Consider the following 24,161-nt stretch of genomic DNA (forward strand, 5'->3'; position numbering starts at 1 on the left):
GTGCTCGACGCCGACCAGGTGCGGCGGACCGTCGCCTGGATCGCCGGCGAGCAGCATCGCGACGGCGCGCTGCCGTGGTTCGCCGGGGGCCAGCTCGACCCGTGGGACTCCGTCGAGGCGGCGATGGCGCTGGACCTCGGCGGCGAGCACGCCCGCGCCGCGGCCGCCTACCGCTGGCTCGCCGGCCGGCAGCGGGCCGACGGCAGCTGGGCGGCCGAGTACCGCGGCGGCGTCGAGACCGCGCCCGGCGCGGAGAGCAACCACGCCGGGTACCTGGCCGTCGGTCTCTGGCACTCCTGGTTGGTCTCCGGGGACGAGGAACTGGTCACCGGTCTGTGGCCCGCGGTGCGCGCCGGACTGGACCTGGTCACCCGCATGCAGCTGCCCGGCGGCGCGGTCTCCTGGGCGCTGCGGCCCGACGGCACGCCCGACGACCTCGCGCTGCTCACCGGCAACGCCAGCCTGTTCCAGGCGCTGCGCTGCGGCCTGGCGCTGGCCGAGCTGGCCGGCGAGGCGCAGCCGGACTGGGAGCTGGCCGTCGCCGACCTCGGGACGGCGCTGCGCGGGCGGCCCGAGGCGTTCGCCGACCGGTCCCGCTACTCGATGGACTGGTACTACCCGGTGCTCGGCGGCGCGGTCACCGGCGTGGCGGCCCGCGAGCTCCTGGCCGCCGGCTGGGACCGCTTCGTCGTCCCCGGGCTGGGCATCCGCTGCGTCGCCGACCGGCCGTGGGTCACCGGGGCGGAGACCTGCGAGCTGGCGCTCGCCCTCGTCGTCGCGGGCCGGCGGGATGCCGCCCTGGAGCAGGTCGCGGCGATGCAGCACCTGCGCGAGGTGGACGGCTCCTACTGGACGGGCTTCGTCTACCCCGACGACGCGCGGTGGCCCGTCGAGCGCACCACCTGGACGGCGGCGGCCGTGCTGCTGGCCGCCGATGCGTTGTGCGGCGCCTCCCCCGCGAGCGGGCTGTTCGCCGACCCGTGGGCCCTTCCGCCCGCGGGCATGGCCGATGCCACGGCCCCGGTTGATTGGCTGGCGAGAGGTGCGGGCACGGTGCACCCGTGACCGCGTCCTCCAGCACCGACCCGTCCCGGCCGCCTCCCCCCGACGTCACCGTGGTCGTCGCCAGCCGCAACCGCCGGGACGACCTGCTGGCCACGCTGCCGCGCCACGAGGCGCCGGTGGTGCTCGTCGACAACGCCTCCACCGACGGCACCGTGGAGGCCGTGCGGCACGCCCACCCCGAGGTGACCCTGCTGCCGCTGGACCGCAACGAGGGCGCGCACGGCCGGACGCTGGGCGCCGCCCAGGCCCGCACCCCGTTCATCGCCTTCGCCGACGACGACTCGTGGTGGGCACCGGGCGACCTGGCCCGCGCGGTGGCGGTCATGCGGGCCCACCCCCGGCTGGCCCTGCTGAACGCCCGCATCCTGGTGGGCTCCGAGGAGCGGCTCGACCCGGTGTGCGAGGAGATGGCCGCGAGCCCGCTGGGCACCGCCGCCGACCTGCCGGGGCCCTCGCTGCTGGGCTTCGTGGCCTGCGCCGCACTCGTGCGCACCGAGGCGTTCGAGGCCGTCGGCGGGTTCGACCCGGTGGTGCGGTTCCCCGGCGAGGAGGAGCGGCTGGCCCTCGACCTGGCCGCCGCCGGGTGGGGCCTGGCCTACGTCGACGAGGTGACCGTGCACCACCACCCCTCCCCGCGCCGCGACGCACCGGGACGCCGGCAGGCCGGCCTCTGGCGGAGCCGGTTGCTCACCGCGGCCATGCGGCTCCCGGCGCGGGACGTCGTCCGGACGGCGGGGCGGGCCGTCCGCGCCGGGCGCCCCGGCGTCGAGGGGCTCGTGACGGCGCTGCCCGACGCCCCGGCCGCGCTGCGCCGGCGCGAGCCGGTGCCGCCGTCGGTGCGGGCGGGTCTGCGCATGCTGGCCGAGGATGCGCCATGAGCACGACCGGCACCTTCTCCGCGTCCTCCACCGGCAACCGGTCGGTCGGGCCCGACCTTCGCGTCGCCGTCGTCGTCATCACCCACCAGCGACGCGACGAGCTGCTGGTCGCCCTCCAGCGCCTGGTGGCCCTGCCCGAGCAGCCGCACGTCGTCGTCGTGGACAACGGCTCCACCGACGGCACCGCCGACGCCGTGCGCGAGCGCTTCCCCCAGGTCGAGCTGATCCCCAGTCCCGAGAACCTCGGCGCGGTCGGCCGCAACCTGGGCGTGGCCCGGCTCGACACCCCCTACGTGGCCTTCTGCGACGACGACACCTGGTGGGAGCCGGGCTCGCTGCGCGCCGCCGCCGACGTCCTCGACGCCCACCCGCGGCTGGCGATCGTGACCGCCCGGATCCTGGTGGAGCCCGGGGGCACCGAGGACCCGATCGTCGCCGAGCTGCGCGACTCCCCCGTCGTCGGCGCCGACTGGCTGCCCGGCCCCGCGCTGGGCAGCTTCCTGGCCGGCGCCTCCGTGCTGCGCCGGGACGCCTTCGACGAGGTCGGCGGGTTCTCCGAGCGGCTGTGGCTCGGCGGCGAGGAGGAGCTGATGGCCGGGGACCTCGCCGCCCGCGGCTGGGAGCTCTGCTACCTGGAGCAGCTCACCCTCCACCACCAGGCCAGCACCGCGCGCCACCCCCACAAGCGGCGGGCCGACGGCATCCGCAACACCCTGTGGACCACCTGGCTCCGGCGCCCGTTGCGGCCGGCGCTGCGGCGCACGGTCCACCTGCTGCGCACCGTGCCGCGCGACCGGGTCACCGCGCTCGGCGTCGCCCGCGCCGTCCGCGGCCTGCCGTGGGTGCTGCGCGAGCGGCGGGTGCTGCCGCCGCACGCCGAGGCGCGGTTCGCCGCGCTGGAGGAGGCGCAGCGGAACTCGACGGCACGGCGCTACGTCAGCTGATCCGCGAGCGTGTGCCCTGACGCGGAGGGTGCGGCCGGCGAACACCCCCTGAGCGCACGCGCTCGGCGCCGGAGGCCTCTCAGCGGGCGCAGTCGATGCAGGTGCGGGCGGTGGGGCGGGCGGCGAGCCGCTCCGACGCGATCGGCCGGCCGCAGGTCTCGCAGCGGCCGTAGGTGCCGTTCTCCACGGCGATCACCGCGACGTCGACGTCGGCCAGCCGGCGGCGCGCCTGCTCCAGCAGCGCGGCCACCTGCTGGCGCTCGAACGCGATCGTGGCGCCCTCGGGGTCGTGCTCGTCGTCGGCGTTGGACGCCTGCGATGCCGCGACGATCGCGTCGAACTCGCGGGTGAGCGCCTCGATCTGCGCCAGCGCCTCCGTCCGGGCGCGGGAGAGGTCGTCGGACGGGAGCACCGGACCATCCTCCCCGCCTTCGGCACCGGCCTCACCCACGGGTCGCCGTCCTCGCGCTGCAGCACGAGGACGGCGGCCGTTCGGCGAGGGCGGCGGTGCCTCGCCCGTGCGGTGCGGTCGGCGGCACCTCAGGCGGTGCGGCGCAGCAGCCGCAGCGACCCGGTGCCCGGCAGCTCCTCGAACTCCCCGCTCGCCAGCACCCGCCGGTACACGCCGTAGGGCGCCTGCCCGCCGTCGGCCGGGTCGGGGAAGACGTCGTGGATCGCCAGCGTCCCGCCCACGGCCAGCTTGGCCACCCAGGCGTCCTGGTCGCGCCGCGCGGACTCCTCGGTGTGGCTGCCGTCGAGGAACAGCAGCGCCAGGGGCGTGCTCCACAGCGGGGCGAGGGTCTCCGACCGGGCGACGACGGCGACGACGACGTCCTCGGCGCCCGCCTCGGCGATGGTGCGCCGGAACCGCGGCAGCGTGTCGATCCGCCCGACGGCGGGGTCGACCAGCGACGGGTCGTGGTACTCCCAGCCGGGCTGGTGCTCCTCGGAGCCGCGGTGGTGGTCGACGGTGACCACCTGGCGACCGGTCTCCCGCGCGGCGGCGGCCAGGTAGAGCGCCGACTTGCCCATCCAGCTGCCCACCTCCAGCAGCGGGCCCTGAACGGGGACGGCGCGCGCGGCCTCGTAGAGGGCCCGGCCCTCGTCGTCGGGCATGAAGCCGGAGGCCGCCCGGGCGGCGGCGAGCAGAAAGACCCCGCCCTCCTCCCGCCTCGCAGGCTCGGCGCGAGCCTCTGGACGGGGCCGGTCGATCGTCACCGGGCGAACCTAGTCCGAAGCGCGGTCAGCCCGCGCTCGGTGGCCGTGCCGGCCTGGGTGTCCGCGGCCTTGGCGAAGAACGCACCGGCCGCCGTCGTCACCGGGACGGCGAGCACCAGCGCGATCGCCCCGACCAGCGTGCGGATGACCTCCTCGGCCAGCGCCGAGGAGGTGAGCACGACGTTCCACGGCTGGTCGTAGAGGTCGAAGAGCAGCAGCAGCGGCAGCGCGGCACCGGAGTAGGCGAAGACGATCGTGTAGACGGTCGAGGCGATGTGGTCGCGCCCCACGGTCATCCCGCGGGTGTACAGCTCCCGCCAGGTCATCGACGCGTCGACCTCGTGCAGCTGCCAGATCGCCGAGGCCTGGGTGATGGTCACGTCGTTGAGCACGCCCAGCCCCGCGACGACCATGCCGGCGAGGACCAGGCCGGAGAAGCTGAGCGTCGGGTCGTAGCCCTGCAGGGTCACCGTCTCCTCGCTGGTGAGCCCCGTCAGCCGGGCCGTGGCCACCGCTGCCGCCCCCATCAGGGCGACCAGCGTGAGGCCGAAGAGGGTGCCGACCAGCGCCGTCGTCGTCCGGGCGGAGAACCCGTGCGCGAGGTAGAGGACGACGAACATGATCGCCGCCGAGCCCACGAGGGTGACCAGCGCCGGTGACCCCTCCCCGAGCAGCCCGGGCAGCACGAACTGCAGGAGGACGAAGAAGGCGAAGGCCAGCCCGAGCAGCGAGGCCAGCCCACGCAGCCGCGCGACCAGGCCCACGACGACGGCGAAGACGATCGCCAGGGTCACCATGGGGATGTCGCGCGCGAAGTCGAAGAACGCGTAGGCGACGCCGCCCTCGGCCGCGGCGTCCCGGGTCAGGACGAGGGTGTCGCCCTCCTCGACCCCGTTGGCCACCACCACGGCGTCCAGGTCGAGCTCGACGAACGCACCCGCGCCGTCGCCGTCGAGCACCTCGACGACGGCGGTCGCGCAGGTCGCCGGGCGCCCCTCGATCCCGCAGTCGTACGGTTCGAGCGAGGCGACGCGGCCGTCGGGGTAGGTGATCCCCGGGGGCAGCGCCTGCGTGGCCGCCTGCTCGGCACGGGTGGGCTCGCCGCTGGGCCACAGCACGAACAGCCCGATCACGGTGGCCAGCCCCACCGGGACGAGGAGCAGCAGCATCAGCCACACCGCCCGCCGTCTGCGGGTCAGCGCCTCGGGGCTGGGCGGGGGCGCGTCCGGGTCGGGACCGTGGCTGTGGGCATGGGTGGACGACACCCGGTCAGGCTAGGAGCCGCGCCGCCCGAGGACCGCTCCGGTGCCGGTTCAGGTGTGTCGGGGATCCCGGGGAGCCGGGCCACCGCCGCCCGACGGCTCGGCGACCACCCGGCCGTCGCCGGCCACCACGGTGAAGCGGTGCCACAGCCCGGTGAGCTGCAGCGGGCGGGACACCGAGAGCGGCGGGTCGACGAGCACGGTCTCGATGCCCCGCGGCACGCCGAGCTTCTGCAACTGCACCAGCACTGCCAGCCCGGCGGAGTTCATGAACCCGACGCCGCGCAGGTCCAGCTCCACCCGCTGCAGGCCGTGCTCGGCGAGCAGCAGGTCGGTGAGCGTGCGCACCAGGGGGCGGCGGGCGGACTCGGTCAGCTCTCCCCCGACGACCACCCGCACCCTGTCCCCCTCGACCGTGTGCGACACGGTGGGCTCGGCGGACGGCGCATCGTGGTCGGGGGCGGCGTGGCGCGGCGCGGCGTTGGTCTCCTCCACGGTGCGGTCGTGCCCCGTCGGCGAGGTGTTCACGCACCCGACCTTCCGGGACCGGCCGGGAACACCTGCGGCCGACGTACGTTTACACGGGTGCACGACCGAGGTAACCTCCAGTTGCCGCTAGAGGTTCATCCTCGGGCAGCGAACACCAGCACGACCGTCACAGGAGGTTCCAGCCATGATGCTGACCGCTTACGACCCGTTCGCCGCCACGTCCGCCGCCTTCCGCGCGCTGGACCAGCTGACCGGTCGCGGCGGCGCCGCGACCGCCCGCCCACTCTCGGGCATGCCGATGGACGCCTACCGCGTCGGCGACAACTTCGTCGCCCACTTCGACCTGCCCGGTGTGGACCCCGGGTCGATCGACCTCTCGGTCGAGGGCAACACCCTGACCGTGAGCGCCGAGCGCTCGGTCCCCCAGCTGGAGAACGCGGAGTGGACGATCGCCGAGCGGCCGTTCGGCAGCTACACCCGCCAGCTGGTGCTCGGGCGCAGCCTCGACACCGACCGGCTCGAGGCCAGCTACCACGACGGGGTGCTCACCATCAGCATCCCGGTGGCGGAGAAGGCGAAGGCGCGCCGGATCACCGCGACCCGCGCCGACGCACCCGCCGCGGCCGAGGCCCGCACCGTCGAGGGCGGGTCCCAGCAGGAGGCCGAGGCGGTCGAGCGCTGACTGCGGCCGAACCGGTCGCAGCACCGCAGGGGCCGGGCCCGTCCAGGGCCCGGCCCCTGCACCGTTCCGGCCCCATCCACCACGACAGGAGCGCGCCGAGATGACCACCGAGGGGCAGGACCCGCTGCGCCGCCTGGACGACCCGGAGTACCCGGCGCTCACGATGAGCCAGGCCGCCGACCTGCTCGGCGTCCAGGCCGCATTCCTGCGCAGCCTGGACAGCTCCGGGATCATCTCCCCGCACCGCTCCCCCGGCGGCCACCGGCGCTACTCCCGCCGGCAGCTGACGCTGGCCGCCCGCATGCGGGTACTGCTCGACGACGGCCACCCGGTCGCCTCGGCGGAGGTCATCGTCGGCCTGCAGGACGAGCTCGCCGCGGCCCGCGCCGACCTCGCCCGGCTGCGGGAGCGGCCCCGCCGGGATTGACAAGGAACCCTAGGGGGGTATGGTTCACCTCGGCGGCGCAGGGTGCGACGCCGGCAGGGAGGGACGACGTGGAGACCACCGACGGTGCCTGCACCAGCCACGACCACGCGCACGGCTACATCCACCGCAAGGAGGACTACCTCAAGCGACTGCGGCGGATCGAGGGGCAGGCCCGCGGGCTGCAGCGCATGGTGGAGGACGAGAAGTACTGCATCGACATCCTCACCCAGGTCTCGGCGATGACGAAGGCGCTGCAGGCGGTCTCGCTGGGCCTGCTCGAGGAGCACCTGAGCCACTGCGTGGTCGACGCCGCCCGGGCCGGTGGCCGCGAGGCCGAGGAGAAGGTCCGCGAGGCCACCGACGCGATCGCCCGTCTCGTCCGTTCCTGAGCAACCGATCCCGAGAGGAACTCCCATGAGCACCACCGCCGGCTACACCGTCACCGGCATGACCTGCGGCCACTGCGTGAACGCGGTGACCGAGGAGGTCTCGCAGGTGCCCGGCGTGACCGATGTCGAGGTCGACCTCGCCACCGGCGGGCTCACCGTGAGCAGCAAGAGCCCGGTCGACGACGCCGCCGTCCGCGCCGCCGTCGAGGAGGCCGGATACGAGGTGAGCGGCCGCTGATGCGGCCGGCGCCATGAACACCCCCGCGAAGATCGCCGCGTTCGCCGTCGGCCTGGTCGCCGTCTTCGGGGCCGCGGTCGGCGTGGGCTCCGCGGTCGGCCCGATCGGCCCGGTCGATGCCCCCGCCGGGGCCGGGCACGCCGCCGGAGCCGGGCACGGGGACGGCGGCCACGCCGCCGCCCCGGCGCCTGCGGAGGCGCCGGGCGGCCTCCAGGTGAGCGAGGACGGCTACACGCTCGCCCTCGCCGACGGCACCGCCCCGGCCGGCCCCTCCACCGAGGTGGCCTTCCGCGTCCTGGGGCCCGACGGCTCCCCGGTCAGGGCGTACGAGACCGACCACGACGTCGACCTGCACCTGGTCGCGGTCCGCCGCGACCTCACCGGTTACCAGCACGTGCACCCCGAGCTCGGGGACGACGGGGTCTGGCGCGCACCACTGGCGCTGGAACCGGGCAGCTGGCGGCTGTTCGCGGACTTCACCACCGCGGCCGACGGCGCAAACCGCGTCCTCGGCGCGGACCTCGCCGTCCCCGGCGCCTACGACCCCGCTCCCCTGCCGGCCCCGTCGGCGGTCGCGGAGGTCGACGGCTACACCGTCGTCCTGACCGGTGGGCTCACCCCGGGTGAGGAGTCGGAGCTGACGCTGAGCGTGAGCCGGGACGGCGTCCCGGTCACCGACCTGCAGCCCCACCTCGGCGCCTACGGGCACCTGGTCGCCCTGCGGGACGGGGACCTCGCCTACCTGCACGTCCACCCGGCCGAGCACGAGGGCGCCGGAGCCGCCCCCGGGCCGCACGTCCCGTTCGTCACGACCGCCCCCTCGGCGGGCACCTACCGGCTGTTCCTGGACTTCCGGCACGGCGACGCCGTGCACACGGCCGCGTTCACGGTGACCACCGGGCACTCGGAGGAGCACCCCTCATGACCACCGCCTCCGGCAGCGCCACCAGCGACGTCGAGCTGCTCATCGGCGGGATGACCTGCGCGTCGTGCGCGGCCCGCGTCGAGAAGAAGCTCAACAAGATCGAGGGCGTCACCGCCACGGTGAACTACGCCACCGAGAAGGCCAAGGTCAGCTACGCCGACGGCGTCAGCACCGACGACCTGATCGCCACGGTGGAGAAGACCGGTTACACCGCGCGGCTGCCCGAGCCCCCGCGACCGGAGATCGCCCGGGAGGCCGACGGCGACCCGGCCGACGCCCCGCTGCAAGCGCTGCGGACGCGCCTGCTCGTCTCGACCCTGCTCACCGTCCCGGTGGTCGCCATGGCGATGGTGCCCGCGCTGCAGTTCGAGTACTGGCAGTGGCTCTCGCTCACCCTGGCCGCGCCGGTGGTCGTGTGGGGCGGCCTGCCCTTCCACCGGGCCGCGTGGACCAACCTCCGCCACGGCGCGGCGACGATGGACACCCTGGTCTCCCTGGGCACGCTCGCGGCCTTCGGCTGGTCGCTGTACGCGCTGTTCTGGGGCACCGCGGGCGTGCCGGGCATGACCCACCCGTTCGAGCTCACCATCGCCCGCACCGACGGCAGCGCGAACATCTACCTCGAGGCCGCGGCCGGCGTGACGACGTTCATCCTCGCCGGGCGCTGGTTCGAGGCGCGGTCCAAGCGGCGGGCGGGGGCGGCGCTGCGCGCGCTGCTGGAGCTCGGCGCCAAGGAGGTCGCGGTGCTGCGCGGTGGCACCGAACGGCGCGTCCCGATCGCCGAGCTCGGCCGCGGCGACCTGTTCGTCGTGCGCCCCGGCGAGAAGATCGCGGCCGACGGCGAGGTGACCGAGGGCAGCTCCGCCGTCGACGCCTCGATGCTGACCGGCGAGTCGGTGCCCGTCGAGGTCCGGCCCGGCGACGCCGTCACCGGGGGCACGGTCAACGCCGGGGGCCGGCTGGTCGTGCGGGCCACCCGCGTGGGCAGCGACACGCAGCTGGCCCAGATGGCCCGGCTCGTCGAGGAGGCGCAGAACGGCAAGGCCGAGGTACAGCGCCTGGCCGACCGCATCTCCGGCGTCTTCGTCCCGGTCGTGCTCGCGCTCACCGCGGCGACGCTCGGCTTCTGGATCGGCACCGGCGCGGGGCTGCCGGCCGCCTTCACCGCCGCGGTCGCGGTGCTGATCATCGCCTGCCCGTGCGCGCTGGGCCTGGCGACGCCGACCGCGCTCATGGTCGGCACCGGCCGCGGCGCCCAGCTCGGCATCCTGATCAAGGGCCCCGAGGTGCTGGAGTCCACCCGCCGGGTGGACACCGTCGTCCTGGACAAGACCGGCACGGTCACCACCGGGCGCATGACGCTGCTCGACGTCGTCCCCGCTCCCGGCGAGGACCCCGACCGCGTGCTGCGGCTGGCCGGCGCCCTCGAGGCGGCCTCGGAGCACCCGATCGCACGGGCCGTCGCTGCCGGCGCCGTCGAGCGCACCGGTGAGCTCCCGCCGGTGGCGGAGTTCGCCAACGTCGAGGGCCTCGGGGTCCAGGGCGTGGTCGAGGGGGCGGCGGTGGTCGTGGGCCGCCGCCGGCTGCTGGCCGACTGGTCGCTGCCGCTGCCCGAGGAGCTGGTCCGGGCCGTCGACGAGGCGGAGGCGGCCGGGCGCACCGCCGTCGCCGTCGGGTGGGACGGCGCGGCCCGGGGCGTGCTGGTGGTCGCCGACGCGGTCAAGGAGACCTCCGCCCGTGCGATCGCCCAGCTGCGCGACCTGGGGCTGACCCCGATCCTGCTCACCGGCGACAACGAGCGGGCCGCGCGGTCGGTCGCCGCGCAGGTCGGCATCGACGAGGTCGTCGCCGAGGTGCTCCCCCAGGACAAGGTCGACGTCGTCCGGCGGCTGCAGAACGAGGGCCGGACGGTGGCGATGGTCGGCGACGGCGTGAACGACGCCCCCGCGCTGGCGCAGGCCGACCTGGGCCTGGCGATGGGCACCGGGACCGACGTGGCGATCCAGGCCAGCGACCTGACCCTGGTGCGCGGCGACCTGCGGGCAGCCGCGGACGCGATCCGGCTCTCCCGCCGCACGCTGGCCACCATCAAGGGCAACCTGTTCTGGGCGTTCGCCTACAACGTCGCCGCCCTGCCGCTGGCCGCCGCGGGGCTGCTCAACCCGATGATCGCCGGCGCCGCGATGGCGTTCAGCTCGGTGTTCGTCGTCTCCAACAGCCTGCGGCTGCGCGGCTTCGCGCCGCTGCCCGAGAACCGGGACGCGGCCCTGGCCGTGGCCGGCGGCCACCGCGCGGACGCGCGCACCCCCGCCTGACCGGCCTGCCGACCGCACCTCCGCCCGGCCGGCCTGCCGCCGGACCCCGACCACACCCTCCGGCACAGTCGCGCTCTGCCCACCCCGGCGGGGCAGAGCGCGACTGCCCGAGGACATCCCCACCGCCCCGGAGGGCAACCGATGAGGGACGTGCAGCGAGCCACGGCGCCCGCCGTCGCGGCGCGGTCAGAGCGCCGGTAGCAGCAGCAGGACGGTCGGCACCAGCAGCAGCAGGACGGCGGCGGCGAGCGCGCTCGCGCGGGCCGCGGGCGGGAGCGGGTCGGCGGGCTCCAGCAGCCGGACCACCCGGGCCCGCACCCCCGCCCCGGCCACCGCGAGGGCGCCGGCCGGCACTCCCCCGGCGCCGCCCGCGGCCGTGACGATGGCGGCGGCCAGGGTGCGGCGCGGCGCGGACCCGTGCAGCGAGCCCAGCGCGACGTCGTCGGCCCGCATCTCGACCAGCTCCCGCACGGCACCGTGGGCGCGCTCGGCCGCCGGGAGCACCGGCAGCGCCGCCTTCCACGCCACGAACGGCAGCAGCAGCAGGTGGTGGTGCTCGCCCAGGTGCGCCCGCTCGTGCGCGACGACGGCGGCCAGCTGCTCGCCGTCGAGCTCGGCCACCATGCCGGAGGAGAGCACCAGCAGCGGGCGGGCGCCGGGGATGCAGAAGGCCACGGGCGCGGGGTGCTCGAGCAGCCGGGCGTCGGGCTCCGGCGCCGGCTGCACCACCAGCTCCAGCAGCGCACGGTGCCGGCGCCGGGTTCGGGCGATGCGCGCCCAGGAGAGCAGCAGCACGCCCACCAGCTCGAAGGCCAGCACCCCCGCGAGGGTCAGCGTGACCCAGTGGTCGCCGCGTACCGCCCCGGTCGCCGCCCGGCCGTGCAGCACCGCCCACACCGCCTCGGGCAGCGAGTGACCCCACGGCGCGAGCCCGTGCACCAGCAGCGCCCCGATGATCGACAGCCCACCGGCCAGCCCGATCGCCTGCCAGCAGAGCAGCGCCACCAGCGGGTCGCGCCCCGGCCAGCGGGCGCGGGCCAGCAGCGCCGGCACCGGCCACGCCAGCAGTGCGGCGAGGACGGCGAGGAGCGCGGCGGTGATGGGCAGCACGGGTCGCGGCCCGGGTCAGCCCTGGGCGGCGTCGTCGGCGCCGGCGGCGGCCAGCAGGTCGCGCAGCATCCGGGCCTCGTCGGCGTCGACGGCACCGACGAAGCGCGCCAGCACGGCCTGCCGGTCGGCGGCCTGCCCCAGCACCTCGCGCATCGCCTGGGCGGCGTGGTCCTCGCGGCTGGCCCGCGCGGAGAACCGGCGCGGGCGGGCCTCGTCGTGGACGACGAACCCCTTCTGCTCCAGCCGGCTCAGCACCGTGTGCACGGTGGTCAGCGCGAGCCCTCGGTCGGCCAGCTCGTCCCGCAGCCAGGTCGCGGCCACCGGGCCGTCCGCGGCCCACAGCCGCTCCATGACGGCCCGCTCGAGCTCTCCCAGCGACGCCATCGCTCCTCCTGTCCGGCAGATCACACGTGCCTCTTCTACGTATCGTAGAAAACGTCTTCTACGAGGCGTAGAAAGAACGTGCCGATAGTAGACCGCAGAAGGGATCCGGGCCGTGGACGTCCTGGACATCGCACGCTGGCAGTTCGGGATCACCACCGTCTACCACTTCATGATGGTCCCGCTGACCATCGGCCTGGGGATCCTGCTGGTGGTCATGCACACCATGTGGGTGCGCACCGACGACCCCGAGTGGCTCCGGATGACCCGGTTCTGGGGCAAGGTCTTCCTGATCAACTTCGTGCTGGGCGTGGCCACCGGCCTGGTGCAGGAGTTCCAGTTCGGCCTGGCCTGGAGCGAGTACTCCCGCTTCGTCGGCGACGTCTTCGGCTCGCTGCTGGCCCTCGAGGCGCTGCTGGCCTTCTTCCTGGAGTCGACGTTCCTCGGCCTGTGGATCTTCGGCTGGGGCCGGATCCCGAAGAAGCTGCACCTGGCGACGCTCTGGGCGGCGGTCATCGGCTCGACCGTGAGCGCCTACTTCATCATCGCGGCGAACTCCTGGATGCAGCACCCGGTCGGGGTCGTCGCCGACGACGCGACCGGCCGGCCGGTGCAGGTCGACTTCCTCGCGGTGCTCACCAACAACACCGCGCTGGCCGCCTTCACCCACACCATCGTCGCGGCGCTCATGGTCGCCGGCGCCCTGCTCGTCGGCGTCGGGCTCTACCACCTGCGCCGGCGAAAGCTGGCCGGGCGCTCGCCCGAGGAGATCGACCACCGGGTGTGGCGCCGTTCGGTCCGGATCGGCGGCTGGGTGTCGCTCGCGGCCTTCGTCCTGGTCGCGGCCACCGGCGACTGGCAGGCCAAGCTGATGTACCACCAGCAGCCGCTGAAGATGAGCTCGGCCGAGGCGCTGTGCGAGACCGAGGCGCCGGCGTCCTTCTCGATCTTCGCCTGGAACAAGCTGGGCTCCAACGAGTGCGACGACGTCCACTCGATCACCGTGCCCGGGCTGCTCTCCTTCCTCGCGCACGGCGACTTCACCAGCGAGGTGCCCGGCGTCAACGAGCTGCAGGAGCGGTACTCCGAGGTCTACGGCGCGACCTACCCCGACGACCCGTCGCGCTTCGGCAACCTCGCCGGGGAGCCGGTCGACTACCAGCCGGTGCTCGCGGTCACCTACTGGAGCTTCCGGCTGATGATCGGCATGGGGGCGGTCTCGGCCGGGGTGGCGGCCCACGCGCTGTGGTCGACGCGGCGCGGCCGGGTGCCCACCTCGCGGATCGGCGTGTACGGCTCGCTGGCGGCCGTGGGCGCGCCGTTCGTGGCCAACGCCGCCGGGTGGATCTTCACCGAGATGGGCCGCCAGCCCTTCGTCGTCGTCCCCAACCCCGACGTGCCGGTCGACGAGCAGATCTGGTTCTTCACCGCCCAGGCCGTCTCGCCCGGCGTCACCGCGGCCGAGGTCTGGACGTCGCTGGGCGCGCTGACCCTCGTCTACGGGGTGCTCGCGGTCATCGAGCTCGGGCTGCTCACCCGGTTCATCCGGTCGGGCATCACCGCCGGCGACACCAGCACCACGCCGCCGATCGGCACCGGCAGGGACGACGACCGCCGCGAGGGCCCGGACGGCGGCGCCGGTGGCGCCGGCGGGGGCCGCCGCGCCGACGACGACGTCCTCCAGTTCGCCTACTGACCCCCGTAGATCCGAGGAACCCCGTCATGGACCTGCAGACCCTGTGGTTCGCCGCCGTCGCCGTGCTCTGGATCGGCTTCCTGCTGCTGGAGGGCTTCGACTTCGGCGTCGCCGCCCTCCTGCCGGTGCTGGGCCGCCGGACCGCCGACCGGCACCTGATGCTCCGCAGCATCGGCCCGCTGTGGGACGGCAACGAGGTGTGGCTGATCACCGCGGCCGGCGCGGTGTTCGCCGCCTTCCCCGGCTGGTACGCCACCTGGTTGCCCGCGCTCTACCTGCCCTTCGTGTTCGTGCTGTTCGGCCTGATCATCCGGGCGGTCGCCTTCGAGTGGCGGCACCAGTCGCACGACCCGCGCTGGGACGGCACCTGGACGCACGTGATCACGGTGGGCTCGCTGATCGCCGCCCTCGGCGTGGGTGCGGCGCTGGGCACGACCACGCTGGGCCTGCCGATCGACGGAGACGGCATCCGGGTGGGCGGCAGCTTCGCCGGCGTGGGCTGGGCGGCGCTGCTCGGCGCGGTCGCGGTGCTGGCCTTCTCCCTGGTCCACGGCGCGCTGTTCCTGGCGCTGAAGACCGACGGCGACGTCCGGCTGCGCGCCCGGGCCTTCGCGCTGCGGTGGTCGCCGGTGGCCGCGCTGCCGCTGCTGACCTGGGCCGGCTGGGTGCACCTGCGCTCCGGGACGCCGGTCACCGCGGTGCTCTGGGTCGTCGGCGCGCTCGCCGTCCTGGTCACCTGGGCGCGCATCCGGGTCGACCATGAGGGGCAGGCCTTCGCCGGCTGGGCGGTGCTGCTGGTCAGCTCGGCCGCGACCATCTTCGGGGCCGCCTACCCCGTCGTCGTCCCCTCGACGATCGACCCCGCCTTCGACGTGACGATCGCCGACGCGTCGGTCAGCAACTACACGCTCACCGTGATGACGTGGGCGGCCGCCGTCGGGCTGCCGGTCGTGCTGGGCTACCAGGCCTGGACGTACTGGGTGTTCCGCAAGCGGCTGACCGCGGAGCCGCAGCACGAGGACGCCCCCCGCAGCGGGGAGGCCCCGGCGCCGAGCGAGCTGCCGGCATGAGCGCCGGCGCGCCGCGGGGTCCGCTCGCCGCGCTGGCGGGCGTCCCGGGGCTCCGCGGCGCGCTGGTGCGGGCCGGGCTCGCGGCGCTCGCCCAGACCGCGGGCCTGGTGCTCCTGGCCGCCGGTCTCGCGCACGCCGTCGCCCGGGCGAGCGGGCTGGGCGAGGGCTCCCCCGCGGTCCCGCTCGCGCTGGCGGCGGCCGGTGTCGCGCTGCGCGCCGCCGCGGGGAGCCTCGGTGAGGCGGTGGCCGCGCGGGACGCCCGCCGGGCCGAGGACCTGCTGCGCCGCCGGCTGCTCGAGCGGCTCGCCACCTCCCCCGCCGCGGTGGCCGCGGCCGGCGGTCCCGCCCCGGCCGCGCTGCTGGCCACCACGCGGCTGCACGAGCTCGGGCCGGCGCTGGCCACCTACCTGCCGGCGGTCGCGCAGACGCTGGTCGTCCCGCCGGCGCTGCTGCTGGCGCTGGCCTGGATCGACCTGCTGTCGGCGGTGCTCGTCGCCGTCACCCTGCCGCTGGTGCCGCTGTTCATGGTCCTGGTCGGGAAGTTCACGCAGGACGCGACGGCGGACTCCGCCAGGGCGCTGGACCGCATCGCCGCGCACGTCGCGGAGCTGGTGCGCGGCCTGCCCGTCCTGGTGGGGCTCGGCCGGGCCGCCGAGCAGACGGCGGCGCTGGCCGCGCTCGGCGAGGCGCACCGCACCCGCACGCTGGCCACGCTGCGGATCGCGTTCCTCTCGGCCTTCGTGCTGGAGCTGATCGCCACGCTCTCGGTGGCCCTCGTGGCGGTGACCGTGGGCGTCCGGCTGGTCGAGGGCCACCTCGTCCTGGGGATCGGGCTCACCGCGCTGCTGCTCGCCCCCGAGGCGTTCGCCCCGCTGCGCGCGCTCGGCGCCGCCCACCACGCCGCGGAGGACGCCGCCCTCGCCGCCGCCGAGGCGCGCGCGGTGCTGGCCGCGCCCGCCGGCGGCGCTCCGGTCCCGGTCCGGGGGGACGACGACCCGCGCGGTGCCGACGTCGCCGTCGCGGGGCTGAGCGTCTCCTACCCCGGCCGCGCCGTCCCGGCCCTGCCGCCCACCGACCTCGCCGTCCACCCCGGCGAGCTGGTGGTGCTCCGGGGCCCGAGCGGCTCGGGCAAGTCCACGCTGCTGGCCGCGCTGGCCGGCCTGACCGATCCCCGCGCCCGCGTCGGCGGCGCAGTCGCCGCCGGGGGCCCGGTCGCGGTGGTGCCGCAGTTCCCGCGCACCACCGGCGCGACGGTCGCCGACGAGCTGCGCCGGCACGCCGCCGCGGCGCCGGGGGTCGACGAGGTCGTGGCCGAGGCCTACGTCGTCGAGGCGCTCGGCCGGGTCGAGGCCCACCACCTGGCCGGCCGGGCGCCGGAGTCGCTCTCCCCCGGTGAGCTGCAGCGGGTGGCCCTCGCGCGCGCCCTGGTGCGGGTCCGCCGCGGCGCCCGGCTGCTGCTGCTCGACGAGCCGACCGCGCACCTGGACGATGACGCCCGCGGGCTGGTCGCCGCCGTCCTCGCCGCCCTGCGCGGCACCGTCACCGTCGTGCTGGTCACGCACGACCCGGTGCTCGCCGGCCTCGCCGACCGCGCCGTCGACCTCCCCGCCCCGGTCGGACCCGCGGGTACCGCCTCCCCGGCCGCAGCCGCAGGCCCGACCGGCTCCCCGGCCGCACCCGCGCGCCCGGCCGGCTCCCCCGGCGGCACCCCGGTGGACCAGCCGCGCCCGGCCGGGGCCGCGCCGGCGACCCCGGCTCCCACCGCCGGGGCCCTCCGCCGCGCGGTGCTGGCCGGCGCCCTCGCGTCCGGGGCGGGCGTCGCGCTCACCGCGGCGTCGGGCTGGCTGATCGTCCGGGCGGCGGAGATGCCCCCGGTGCTGACCCTGCTGGTCGCGACGGCCGGCGTCCGCTTCTTCGGCCTGGCCCGCGCGGTGCTGCGCTGGCTGGAGCGCCTGTCCGCCCACGACGTCGCGCTGCGCCGGGCCGCCGACCTGCGGGTGCGCGTCTGGCGGGCGCTGGCCGCCCAGGGGCTCGCCGCTGACCGGACGCCCGGGTCGGCGCTGGCGCGGGTGGTCGGCGACGTCGGCGTGGTGCAGGACCTCACCGTGCGGGTCCGGCCCCCGGCGCTGGTGGCCGCCACCGTGCCGGCCGCCACCGTCGCGGTGCTCGCGCTGGTGGACCTCGCCGCCGCCGGTGTCGTCGCCGCGGTGCTCGCGGGAACGGTGGCCGCCGTCCTGCTGGCCCACCGCGGTCTGGATGCCGGCGCCGCCCGCGCGGAGAGCAGCCTGCAGGTGGCGGCGCTGCGGGAGACCAGCACCGTGCTCGAGGGGCTGGCCGACCTGCGGGCGCACGGGCTCGCCGCCCGCGCCGCCGCCGACCTCGACGCGGCCGCCGCCCGCCAGGCCGGCCGGGCCGGCACCCGTGACCGCGCCGCCGCCGTGGGCAACGGCCTGGTGGTGCTGGGCACCGGGCTGGCCGCGGTGCTCGGCACCGTCGCGGCGACGGCCGGAGGGCTCACCGGCCCGGCGATCGCCGTGGTCGCGCTGGCGCCGCTGGCGCTGGCCGAACCGCTGGCCGGGCTGGTCGGCGCCCTGCAGCGCCGTGGCGCGCTCGCGGACGCGCAGGCCCGCATCGACGCCGTCCTCACCGCGCCGGTCGCGGCCGAGCCCGCCGACCCGCTGCCCGCTCCCGATGTCGTCCGCTCGCTGCGCACCGGGGCGCTGGTCGCCGGCTGGCCGGGCGGACCGGACGTGCTGCGCGGGGTCGACGCCCGCGCGGAGGCCGGTCGCGGCTGGCTGGTGATGCGCGGGCCGTCCGGCACGGGCAAGTCCACGTTCCTCGCGGTGCTCATGGCCGCGCTGCGGCCGCGGGGTGGCAGCTACGCCGTCGACGGCGTCCCCACCGACCGGATCCCCGGCGACGACCTGCGCGCCCGCATGGCCTGGCTGCCGCAGGAAGCGCACGTCTTCGCCTCCTCCATCCGGGCGAACCTGGCGATGGCCGCCCCGCGCGGCGAGCTGGCCGGGCCCACCGGGGAGTCCCGCATGCGCGCGGCGTTGGCCGCGACCGGGCTGGCGGGGCTGCTCGCCACGCTGCCGGATGGGCTGGACACCCCGGTCGGTGCCGGCGGGACGGCGCTGTCCGGTGGCGAGCGGCGGCGGCTGGCCGCTGCGCGCGCCCTGCTGGCCGACCGGGACGTCGTGCTGCTCGACGAGCCGACCGCCCACCTGGACGGGCCGACCGCCGCGACGCTGATGCGCGACCTGCGGACGGCGTTCGCGGGGCGGGTGGTCGTCTGCGTCACCCACGACGACGACGTCGAGCGCCCCGGTGACACGGTGCTGCACCTAGGCGAGACGGCGGTCCGGGCAACCGCCTGAGCAGTCCGGCGACCAGTCGCGCTCTGCCCACCCACACGGGGCAGAGCCTGACTGTCCCCGACACCCCACTTGCCTGCCCGGGAAGCACCCGACCCGGCGGCCGCCGGGGTGGTCCGGCGACCAGTAGCGCTCTGCCCACCCACACGGGGCAGAGCCTGACTGTCCCCGACACCCCACTTGCCTGCCCGGGAAGCACCCGACCCGGCGGCCGCCGGGGTGGTCCGGCGACCAGTCGCGCCCCTGCCCACCCACACGGGGCAGAGAGCGACCGTCCCCGGCACCCCACCTGCCCGGCGTCATCCGGCTTGTTGCCGGCGGTCATGCGCCCGGCCGGGCGGTGCGGCGCGGTGCGGTGCGGCGCGGTGCGGTGCGGTGCGGCGCGGTGCGGCGCGGCGCGGCGCGGTGCGGTACGAGGCTGTGCGGTACGGGGCGGGCAGGGCGGGTCAGGCCGGGTCAGGCCGCCGGGACGTCCACCGGGATCTCCGGGCCGAGGCGGGCGCCCTGCAGCAGCGGCAGGTCGTCGCCGGACCAGAAGCTCCCCGGGTCGTAGGCGGTGAGCGGGCGGTCGCCGGGCAGCAGGCCCATGGCCGTGTAGGTGGCCGCGACCAGCTCGGCGCAGAAGACGGTCTCCGCCGACGTGTGCCGCCGCAGCCGGCCGTTCACCCAGCCCCGCACGAGTCCGCGGGTGGTCGGGAACGGCCGCCCGTCGAGGCGGGCGATCGTGCGCAGCACGGCGTCCTCCATGGCCGGGGTCACCCCGCCGTCCTCCGCCGGGCCGACCAGCTGGCGCAGCCACGCCCGCTGGCCGTACCGCCCGCGCCAGGTGAGGACGGCGTCGCGCAGGTCGTGCAGCTGGACCCCGCGCTGGTGCGTGCCGCTCCACGCGTCGGGCAGCGACTTCCCCAGCTCGGCGTGCCAGAGCAGCGGGGGCAGGTCCTCCAGCACGACCGCCATGCCGACGTGGTTCACCGGCGCGTTGGTCAGCGCGCGGATGGCGCGGTCGGCCAGCGAGGGGCCGCGGAAGATCCAGACGTCGCCGGTGCGCGTGAGGTCGACCGCGGCGTCCAGGGAGAGATCGGGCACGGGCCGCTACGTTACGGACGTGCGCCTCTGGAAGATGCTCGGACTGGCCGGCCTCGCGGGAGTGACCGCCGGTGGTGTCGTGCTCGCCCGCAACGAGCGGCAGCGCCGCGCCTACACCCCCGACGACGTGCGGGCCCGGCTGCACGAGCGGGCCGCGGCGGCCCCGGAACCGGAGGTAGCGGCCCCGGCGTCCGCCGCCGAGCTCACCGGGGGCCGGAAGCACCGGCTGGCCCGGCTCCTGCGCCGCCCCTGAGCGCCGGCGCGCAGACTCCGGTCGTGGGCAACCGGCATGCCGCCGGGTGCCCGGGGTAGGGACGGCTGACCATCCCCCTCCCCGAGGAGCCGACATGGCCCGCAACACCCTGTCCCGCTCGCTGCACGACCTCGGCCTGTCCGCCTGGTTCGGCGGAACCCTGGCCAACGCCGTCGCCCTGAACGCCGCCGCGGGCGAGGCCGGGACGGATTCGGCCACCGGGCGCGTCGCCAATGCCGGCTGGGACCGCTGGACCCCGGTCAACGCCGCCGCCATCGGCGCCCACCTGATCGGCAGCGTCGGCCAGCTGCGGGCGAACAAGCAGCGGGTGGCCGCCCAGCAGGGCGTCGGCGGCATGTCCACCCTCAAGACCCTCGTCACCGTGGCCGCGCTCGGCGCCACCGCCTACAGCCGGGTGCTGGGGCAGCGGGTGTCGGATGCGGGCGCGGTGGCGTCGAAGTCCGGCACCCGGCCCAGCAAGCGCACCAAGGTCGCCCGGGCCGACCTCGCCGCCGCCCAGCAGCAGCTGGACACGCTGCAGTGGGTCATCCCCGCCCTCACCGGCACGCTGGTCGCGATCAGCTCCTACGCCGGAGAGCAGCAGCGCCCGAGCGAGGTGGCCGCGGGCGTCCGCGCCCGCTGAGCGAGACTCCCCGGCCGGCGGGCGGCACCGGCCGGGGACCGCGGCACCCCCCAGGTCAGCGACCGGCCCCGCTCCCGCCCGGCCCGGCCTTGACGGCCAGCACCTGGCACCCGGCGTCGAGCAGGATCCGCTGGGCGTCGCTGCCGAAGATCAGCTTGCCCGTCGGCGTCCGCCGTCGGAGCCCGATCACGATGAGCGATGCGTCCAGCCGCTCGGCCAGGGCGACGATCTCCTCCGCCCCGTCCCGGCCGCCCACGCGCTGCTCGAGCTCGAAGGGCACGCCGGACTCCTCGAGCACCCGCCGGACCTCGGCCAGGTCGCCGGCGTCGGCGTAGGACGGGTCCACCAGGGAGTCCCCCCGGGACGTGTTCAGCACGTGCAGCGGCTGGTTCCGGAGATCGGCCTCCTCGACCGCCGCCTGCAACGCGGCGCGCCCCTCGGGCTTGGGCACGTACCCCACGACGATGGTCACGAGCGGTTCCCCTCTGCCGGCACGGTCTCGGGCCGGTCGTGGACGAGCTCCTCCTCCACCCGGGACTGCCGGCGCTTGAGGTACACGCCGGCGGCCAGGAAGACGAGCAGCAGGATGTAGACGACCGCCGCGAACGGGCTCGTCACGAGTGCGCTGGGATCGCCCTGGCTGATCGCCAGGGTGCGCCGCAGCTGCTCCTCGGCGATGGGCCCGAGGATGAGCCCCACGACGGCCGGCGCCACGGGGAAGCCGAACTGCCGCATGCCCCAGCCGAGCACGCCCACGAGGAACAGCAGGATCATGTCGGCGGTCGAGGCACCGACCGCGTAGCTGCCCAGCGCGGCGAAGGTGAGGATGCCGGCGTACAGGTACGGGCGCGGGATCTGCAGCAGCTTCACCCAGACCCCCACCAGCGGCAGGTTCAGCACCAGCAGCAACAGGTTGCCGATGTAGAGGCTGGCGATCAGCGTCCACACCAGCGGCGCCTCCTGCTCGAACAGCAGCGGACCGGGCTGGATGCCGTAGCTCTGGAACGCGACGATGATGATCGCGGCCGTCGCCGAGGTCGGCAGGCCGAGGGTCAGCAGCGGCACCAGCACCCCGGCCGCCGCGGCGTTGTTCGCCGACTCCGGCCCGGCCACGCCCTCGATGGCGCCCTTGCCGAACTCCTCCTTGCGCTTGGAGAGCTTCCGCTCCATGGAGTAGGAGAGGAACGTCGAGACGTCGGCCCCGCCGGCGGGGATCGTGCCGATGGGGAACCCGACCGCGGCGCCGCGCAGCCACGGCTTCCACGAGCGGCGGAAGTCCTCGCGGGTCATCCAGCTGCCGCCCACCGGCACCAGCGGCAGCGGCCCCTTGCGCATCCGCGAGGCGACGTACAGGGCCTCGCCGACGGCGAAGATGCCGACCGCCACCACGACGACGTCGATGCCGTCGGCCAGGGCGGGCAGGCCGAAGGTGAAGCGCTGCTGGCCGGTGAGCGAGTCGGTGCCCACCATCGCCAGCAGCAGACCGACCGCGAGCGCCGCGATGCCGCGCGCCGGCGAGGCGCCGAACATCGCCGCCACGGTGAGGAAGGCCAGCACCGTGAGCGCCACGAAGTCCTGCGGGCCCAGCTGGACGGCCAGGTCGGCCACCACCGGGGCCACGAAGGTGAGCGCGACCGTCGCGATCGTGCCGGCGACGAACGAGCCGATCGCCGCCGTGGCCAGCGCCGCCGCCCCGCGTCCGGCCCGGGCCATGGCGTTGCCCTCCAGGGCGGTGACGATCGACGCCGCCTCGCCGGGGGTGTTGAGCAGGATCGACGTCGTGGACCCGCCGTACATGCCGCCGTAGTAGATGCCGGCGAACATGATGAAGGCGGCGGCGGGCTCCAGGCTGTAGGTCAGCGGCAGGAGCAGGGCCACGGTCATGGCCGGGCCGATCCCCGGCAGCACGCCGACGGCCGTGCCCAGCGTGACGCCGAGCAGCGCGTACAGGAGGTAGAGCGGCTGGAGGGCGGTCGCGAAACCGTCCACCAGCAGGCCGATGTCACCCAAAGAAGGGCACCCCCTCCAGCGGCCCGGCGGGCAGGAACAGCCCGAGGACCTGCACGAACAGCACGTGGATGCCGACGTTCAGCACGGCACCGATGACGGCGGCGCGAACGATGCGGGCGCCGAGGGCCCAGGCCGTGCCCGCGAACAGCAGGGTGGCCGCGATGGGCCAGCCCAGCGGCTCGATGAGCAGCACCAGCGCGGCGAACGAGGCGACCAGCTTGGCGACGGTTCCCCAGTCGGTGCGGGCGCCGGCGTCGACGTCCTCGCCCTCCTCGGCGGAGCCGTGCTGACCCCGCAGCAGGCTGACCGCCAGCGCCACGGAGGCGCCGACCAGCAGCACGCCGACCGCGTACGGGAAGGCCCGGGGACCGAGCACGTTCGCCGAGCCGGGGACGGTGATGCTGGTCGTCTCCACGAGGGTGAACACCCCCACGGCGAACAGGCCGACGGCGATGGCGGCCTCGCCCCAGGACCAGGTCCGGGTGCGGCCACCCCGCTCCGGCGCCGCCACCCGCTCGGGGGCGGCGCCGGAGCCGGAAGCGGTGCTCACTGGACCAGCCCGATGTCCTCCAGCACGCCGCGGACGCGCTGGCGCTCCTCGGCCAGGAAGGCCTCGAACTCGTCGCCGGCGAGGTAGGCGTCGGACCAGCCGCGCTCCTCGACCTCGGCCTGCCACGCCTCGGACTCCTGCATCTGCGCGACCAGGGCGAGCAGCCGCTCACGCGCCTCGTCGGAGATGCCGGGCGGGCCGACGACGCCGCGCCAGTTGGTCAGCTCCACGTCGTAGCCGGCCTCGGTGAGGGTGGGTGCGTCGATGCCCTCGACGGGCTCCGCGCCGGTCACCGCGAGGGCCCGCAGCTCCCCCGCCTCGATCTGCTGGGCGTACTCGCCGACGCCGGAGATGCCGGCGTCGACCTGGCCGCCGAGCAACGCGGCCAGCGACTCGCCGCCGCCGGAGAACGCGACGTAGTTGAGGTCCTCGACCGGTAGGTCCGCCGCCTGGAACAGCAGCCCGGCCGCGATGTGGTCGGTGCCGCCGGCCGAGCCGCCGGCGATCGAGACGCCGCGGCCCTCGGTGCGGACGGCCTCGACCAGGTCGTCGACGCTCTGGAACGGCGAGTCCGCCGGGACGACGATGATCTCGTCCTCGGTGGTCAGCCGGGCCAGCGGCGTGACGTCGTCGAGGGTGGCCTGCGACTGGTTGGTCTCGACGGCGCCGACCATGACCAGGCCCATCACCATGAGGAAGTCCTCGCTGCGCTCGTTGGCGAGCTCCGCGAGGCCGACGGTGCCGCCGGCGCCGCCCACGTTCGTCACGCGGGTGCTGCCGACGAGCCCCTCGCTCTCCAGCGCCGCGGCCATGGCCCGGGCCGTCTGGTCCCAGCCACCGCCGGGGTCGGCCGGCGCCATCACCGCGAGCCGGTCGATCTGGTCGGCACCCCCGCCGCCGCCGCCGCTGCTGCCGCCGTCGCTGCTGCAGCCGGTCAGGCCGACGGAGACCGCGGCGGCCACCGCGACGGATGCCGAGCGCAGGCGCCGGCGCGCCGGGCGGTGCACCGCTCGATGGGGAACTGTCATGGGGAGACCTCCTCGTCCCGGAGCCGGGTGGCTCGTGGTGCGCCGGACGCTAGGAGCGCCGGGACGGCGGGAGAATGCTGCGGTCGTAGCGGTCGTATTGGTCGTTGTGGTCGCAGTCACATCCG

The 24,161-nt window shown here is 75.9% G+C and carries 25 protein-coding genes; 14 read left to right on the top strand and 11 right to left on the bottom strand.

Annotated features, from left to right (window positions below; all coding sequences use genetic code 11):
* From BMW62_RS14440 to BMW62_RS14450, 3 genes are read left to right on the top strand one after another with little or no spacing between them, the layout of a single operon-like run.
* Entirely contained in the window at positions 1-1,065 is a 1,065-nt protein-coding gene (locus BMW62_RS14440; RefSeq protein ID WP_244524054.1) for a prenyltransferase/squalene oxidase repeat-containing protein, read from the top strand.
* Positions 1,062-1,943, top strand: a complete 882-nt coding sequence (locus tag BMW62_RS14445) for a glycosyltransferase family 2 protein (protein ID WP_091931795.1) — start codon at positions 1,062-1,064, stop codon at positions 1,941-1,943. The genes BMW62_RS14440 and BMW62_RS14445 overlap by 4 nt, the downstream gene beginning before the upstream one ends.
* Positions 1,940-2,887: a glycosyltransferase family 2 protein gene (locus BMW62_RS14450; protein WP_091931797.1), complete on the top strand. Its 948-nt coding sequence runs from the start codon at positions 1,940-1,942 to the stop codon at positions 2,885-2,887. Before BMW62_RS14445 ends, BMW62_RS14450 begins: the two co-directional genes overlap by 4 nt.
* Before the next feature lie 79 nt (positions 2,888-2,966).
* Here the strand turns inward: BMW62_RS14450 and BMW62_RS14455 are convergent, their stop codons facing one another.
* The 4 genes from BMW62_RS14455 to BMW62_RS14470 all read right to left on the bottom strand — a co-directional run bounded on the left by BMW62_RS14455 (position 2,967) and on the right by BMW62_RS14470 (position 5,895).
* Positions 2,967-3,299 carry a TraR/DksA family transcriptional regulator gene (locus BMW62_RS14455; protein WP_091932049.1) on the bottom strand — a complete coding sequence of 111 codons (333 nt, stop codon included), beginning with the start codon at positions 3,297-3,299 and terminating at the stop codon, positions 2,967-2,969.
* Positions 3,300-3,427: 128 nt separating this feature from the next.
* Positions 3,428-4,105, bottom strand: a complete 678-nt coding sequence (locus BMW62_RS14460) for a class I SAM-dependent methyltransferase (RefSeq protein ID WP_244524055.1) — start codon at positions 4,103-4,105, stop codon at positions 3,428-3,430.
* Complete coding sequence (locus BMW62_RS14465) at positions 4,102-5,370, bottom strand: YibE/F family protein (protein WP_091931799.1); 1,269 nt, start codon at positions 5,368-5,370, stop codon at positions 4,102-4,104. The genes BMW62_RS14460 and BMW62_RS14465 overlap by 4 nt, the downstream gene beginning before the upstream one ends.
* A 48-nt stretch (positions 5,371-5,418) precedes the next feature.
* Positions 5,419-5,895, bottom strand: coding sequence for an STAS domain-containing protein (locus BMW62_RS14470; RefSeq protein ID WP_244524056.1), 477 nt, complete (start codon positions 5,893-5,895; stop codon positions 5,419-5,421).
* Positions 5,896-6,040: 145 nt separating this feature from the next.
* Here BMW62_RS14470 and BMW62_RS14475 point away from each other — a divergent pair, with 145 nt between their 5' ends.
* The 6 genes from BMW62_RS14475 to BMW62_RS14500 all read left to right on the top strand — a co-directional run bounded on the left by BMW62_RS14475 (position 6,041) and on the right by BMW62_RS14500 (position 10,832).
* A complete protein-coding gene (locus BMW62_RS14475) occupies positions 6,041-6,538 on the top strand; it encodes an Hsp20/alpha crystallin family protein (protein WP_091931801.1) in 498 nt (165 codons plus the stop codon).
* 100 nt (positions 6,539-6,638) lie between these two features.
* On the top strand, positions 6,639-6,965 hold the full coding sequence (locus BMW62_RS14480; RefSeq protein WP_091931804.1) for a helix-turn-helix domain-containing protein: 327 nt from the start codon (positions 6,639-6,641) through the stop codon (positions 6,963-6,965).
* Positions 6,966-7,084: 119 nt separating this feature from the next.
* A complete protein-coding gene (locus tag BMW62_RS14485) occupies positions 7,085-7,354 on the top strand; it encodes a metal-sensitive transcriptional regulator (protein ID WP_211435140.1) in 270 nt (89 codons plus the stop codon).
* Positions 7,355-7,379: 25 nt separating this feature from the next.
* Positions 7,380-7,592, top strand: a complete 213-nt coding sequence (locus BMW62_RS14490; protein ID WP_091931810.1) for a heavy-metal-associated domain-containing protein — start codon at positions 7,380-7,382, stop codon at positions 7,590-7,592.
* Positions 7,593-7,605: 13 nt separating this feature from the next.
* The gene (locus BMW62_RS14495; RefSeq protein WP_091931813.1) at positions 7,606-8,517 is read left to right on the top strand and encodes a hypothetical protein; all 912 of its coding nucleotides are present in this window, start codon (positions 7,606-7,608) and stop codon (positions 8,515-8,517) included.
* Complete coding sequence (locus tag BMW62_RS14500) at positions 8,514-10,832, top strand: heavy metal translocating P-type ATPase (protein ID WP_091931816.1); 2,319 nt, start codon at positions 8,514-8,516, stop codon at positions 10,830-10,832. Before BMW62_RS14495 ends, BMW62_RS14500 begins: the two co-directional genes overlap by 4 nt.
* Positions 10,833-11,018: 186 nt before the next feature.
* Here BMW62_RS14500 and BMW62_RS14505 read toward each other — a convergent pair whose 3' ends face one another.
* Both BMW62_RS14505 and BMW62_RS14510 read right to left on the bottom strand, forming a co-directional pair.
* Positions 11,019-11,942 (bottom strand): M56 family metallopeptidase, encoded by a 924-nt coding sequence (locus tag BMW62_RS14505; RefSeq protein ID WP_091931819.1) that lies wholly within the window; start codon positions 11,940-11,942, stop codon positions 11,019-11,021.
* 15 nt (positions 11,943-11,957) lie between these two features.
* Positions 11,958-12,326, bottom strand: a complete 369-nt coding sequence (locus BMW62_RS14510) for a BlaI/MecI/CopY family transcriptional regulator (protein ID WP_091931822.1) — start codon at positions 12,324-12,326, stop codon at positions 11,958-11,960.
* Positions 12,327-12,438: 112 nt separating this feature from the next.
* Here BMW62_RS14510 and BMW62_RS14515 point away from each other — a divergent pair, with 112 nt between their 5' ends.
* The 3 genes from BMW62_RS14515 to cydC are packed head-to-tail and all read left to right on the top strand — an operon-like array spanning position 12,439 to position 18,469.
* Positions 12,439-14,019, top strand: coding sequence for a cytochrome ubiquinol oxidase subunit I (locus tag BMW62_RS14515; RefSeq protein WP_091931825.1), 1,581 nt, complete (start codon positions 12,439-12,441; stop codon positions 14,017-14,019).
* A gap of 26 nt (positions 14,020-14,045) precedes the next feature.
* Positions 14,046-15,089 (top strand): cytochrome d ubiquinol oxidase subunit II, encoded by a 1,044-nt coding sequence (gene cydB / locus BMW62_RS14520; protein WP_091931827.1) that lies wholly within the window; start codon positions 14,046-14,048, stop codon positions 15,087-15,089.
* Positions 15,086-18,469, top strand: coding sequence for a thiol reductant ABC exporter subunit CydC (cydC, locus tag BMW62_RS14525; RefSeq protein WP_091931830.1), 3,384 nt, complete (start codon positions 15,086-15,088; stop codon positions 18,467-18,469). The genes cydB and cydC overlap by 4 nt, the downstream gene beginning before the upstream one ends.
* A 453-nt stretch (positions 18,470-18,922) precedes the next feature.
* On the opposite strand, the gene BMW62_RS14530 is transcribed toward cydC, so the two are convergent.
* The gene (locus BMW62_RS14530; protein WP_091931833.1) at positions 18,923-19,552 is read right to left on the bottom strand and encodes a hypothetical protein; all 630 of its coding nucleotides are present in this window, start codon (positions 19,550-19,552) and stop codon (positions 18,923-18,925) included.
* 19 nt (positions 19,553-19,571) lie between these two features.
* Between BMW62_RS14530 and BMW62_RS14535 the strand changes: the two genes are divergently transcribed.
* Positions 19,572-19,805 (top strand): hypothetical protein, encoded by a 234-nt coding sequence (locus BMW62_RS14535; RefSeq protein ID WP_091931836.1) that lies wholly within the window; start codon positions 19,572-19,574, stop codon positions 19,803-19,805.
* A 94-nt stretch (positions 19,806-19,899) separates the two neighbouring features.
* The gene (locus BMW62_RS14540) at positions 19,900-20,448 is read left to right on the top strand and encodes a hypothetical protein (RefSeq protein ID WP_091931839.1); all 549 of its coding nucleotides are present in this window, start codon (positions 19,900-19,902) and stop codon (positions 20,446-20,448) included.
* 55 nt (positions 20,449-20,503) lie between these two features.
* Here BMW62_RS14540 and BMW62_RS14545 read toward each other — a convergent pair whose 3' ends face one another.
* The 4 genes from BMW62_RS14545 to BMW62_RS14560 are packed head-to-tail and all read right to left on the bottom strand — an operon-like array spanning position 20,504 to position 24,036.
* On the bottom strand, positions 20,504-20,920 hold the full coding sequence (locus BMW62_RS14545) for a universal stress protein (RefSeq protein ID WP_091931841.1): 417 nt from the start codon (positions 20,918-20,920) through the stop codon (positions 20,504-20,506).
* Positions 20,917-22,458, bottom strand: coding sequence for a tripartite tricarboxylate transporter permease (locus tag BMW62_RS14550; RefSeq protein WP_091931844.1), 1,542 nt, complete (start codon positions 22,456-22,458; stop codon positions 20,917-20,919). Before BMW62_RS14550 ends, BMW62_RS14545 begins: the two co-directional genes overlap by 4 nt.
* On the bottom strand, positions 22,451-23,008 hold the full coding sequence (locus BMW62_RS14555; RefSeq protein ID WP_091931846.1) for a tripartite tricarboxylate transporter TctB family protein: 558 nt from the start codon (positions 23,006-23,008) through the stop codon (positions 22,451-22,453). The genes BMW62_RS14550 and BMW62_RS14555 overlap by 8 nt, the downstream gene beginning before the upstream one ends.
* Entirely contained in the window at positions 23,005-24,036 is a 1,032-nt protein-coding gene (locus BMW62_RS14560) for a Bug family tripartite tricarboxylate transporter substrate binding protein (protein WP_091931848.1), read from the bottom strand. Before BMW62_RS14560 ends, BMW62_RS14555 begins: the two co-directional genes overlap by 4 nt.
* Positions 24,037-24,161: the final 125 nt, after the last annotated feature.

It is taken from the genome of Blastococcus sp. DSM 46786 (assembly GCF_900109665.1).
GTDB classification, from domain to species: domain Bacteria; phylum Actinomycetota; class Actinomycetes; order Mycobacteriales; family Geodermatophilaceae; genus Blastococcus; species Blastococcus carthaginiensis.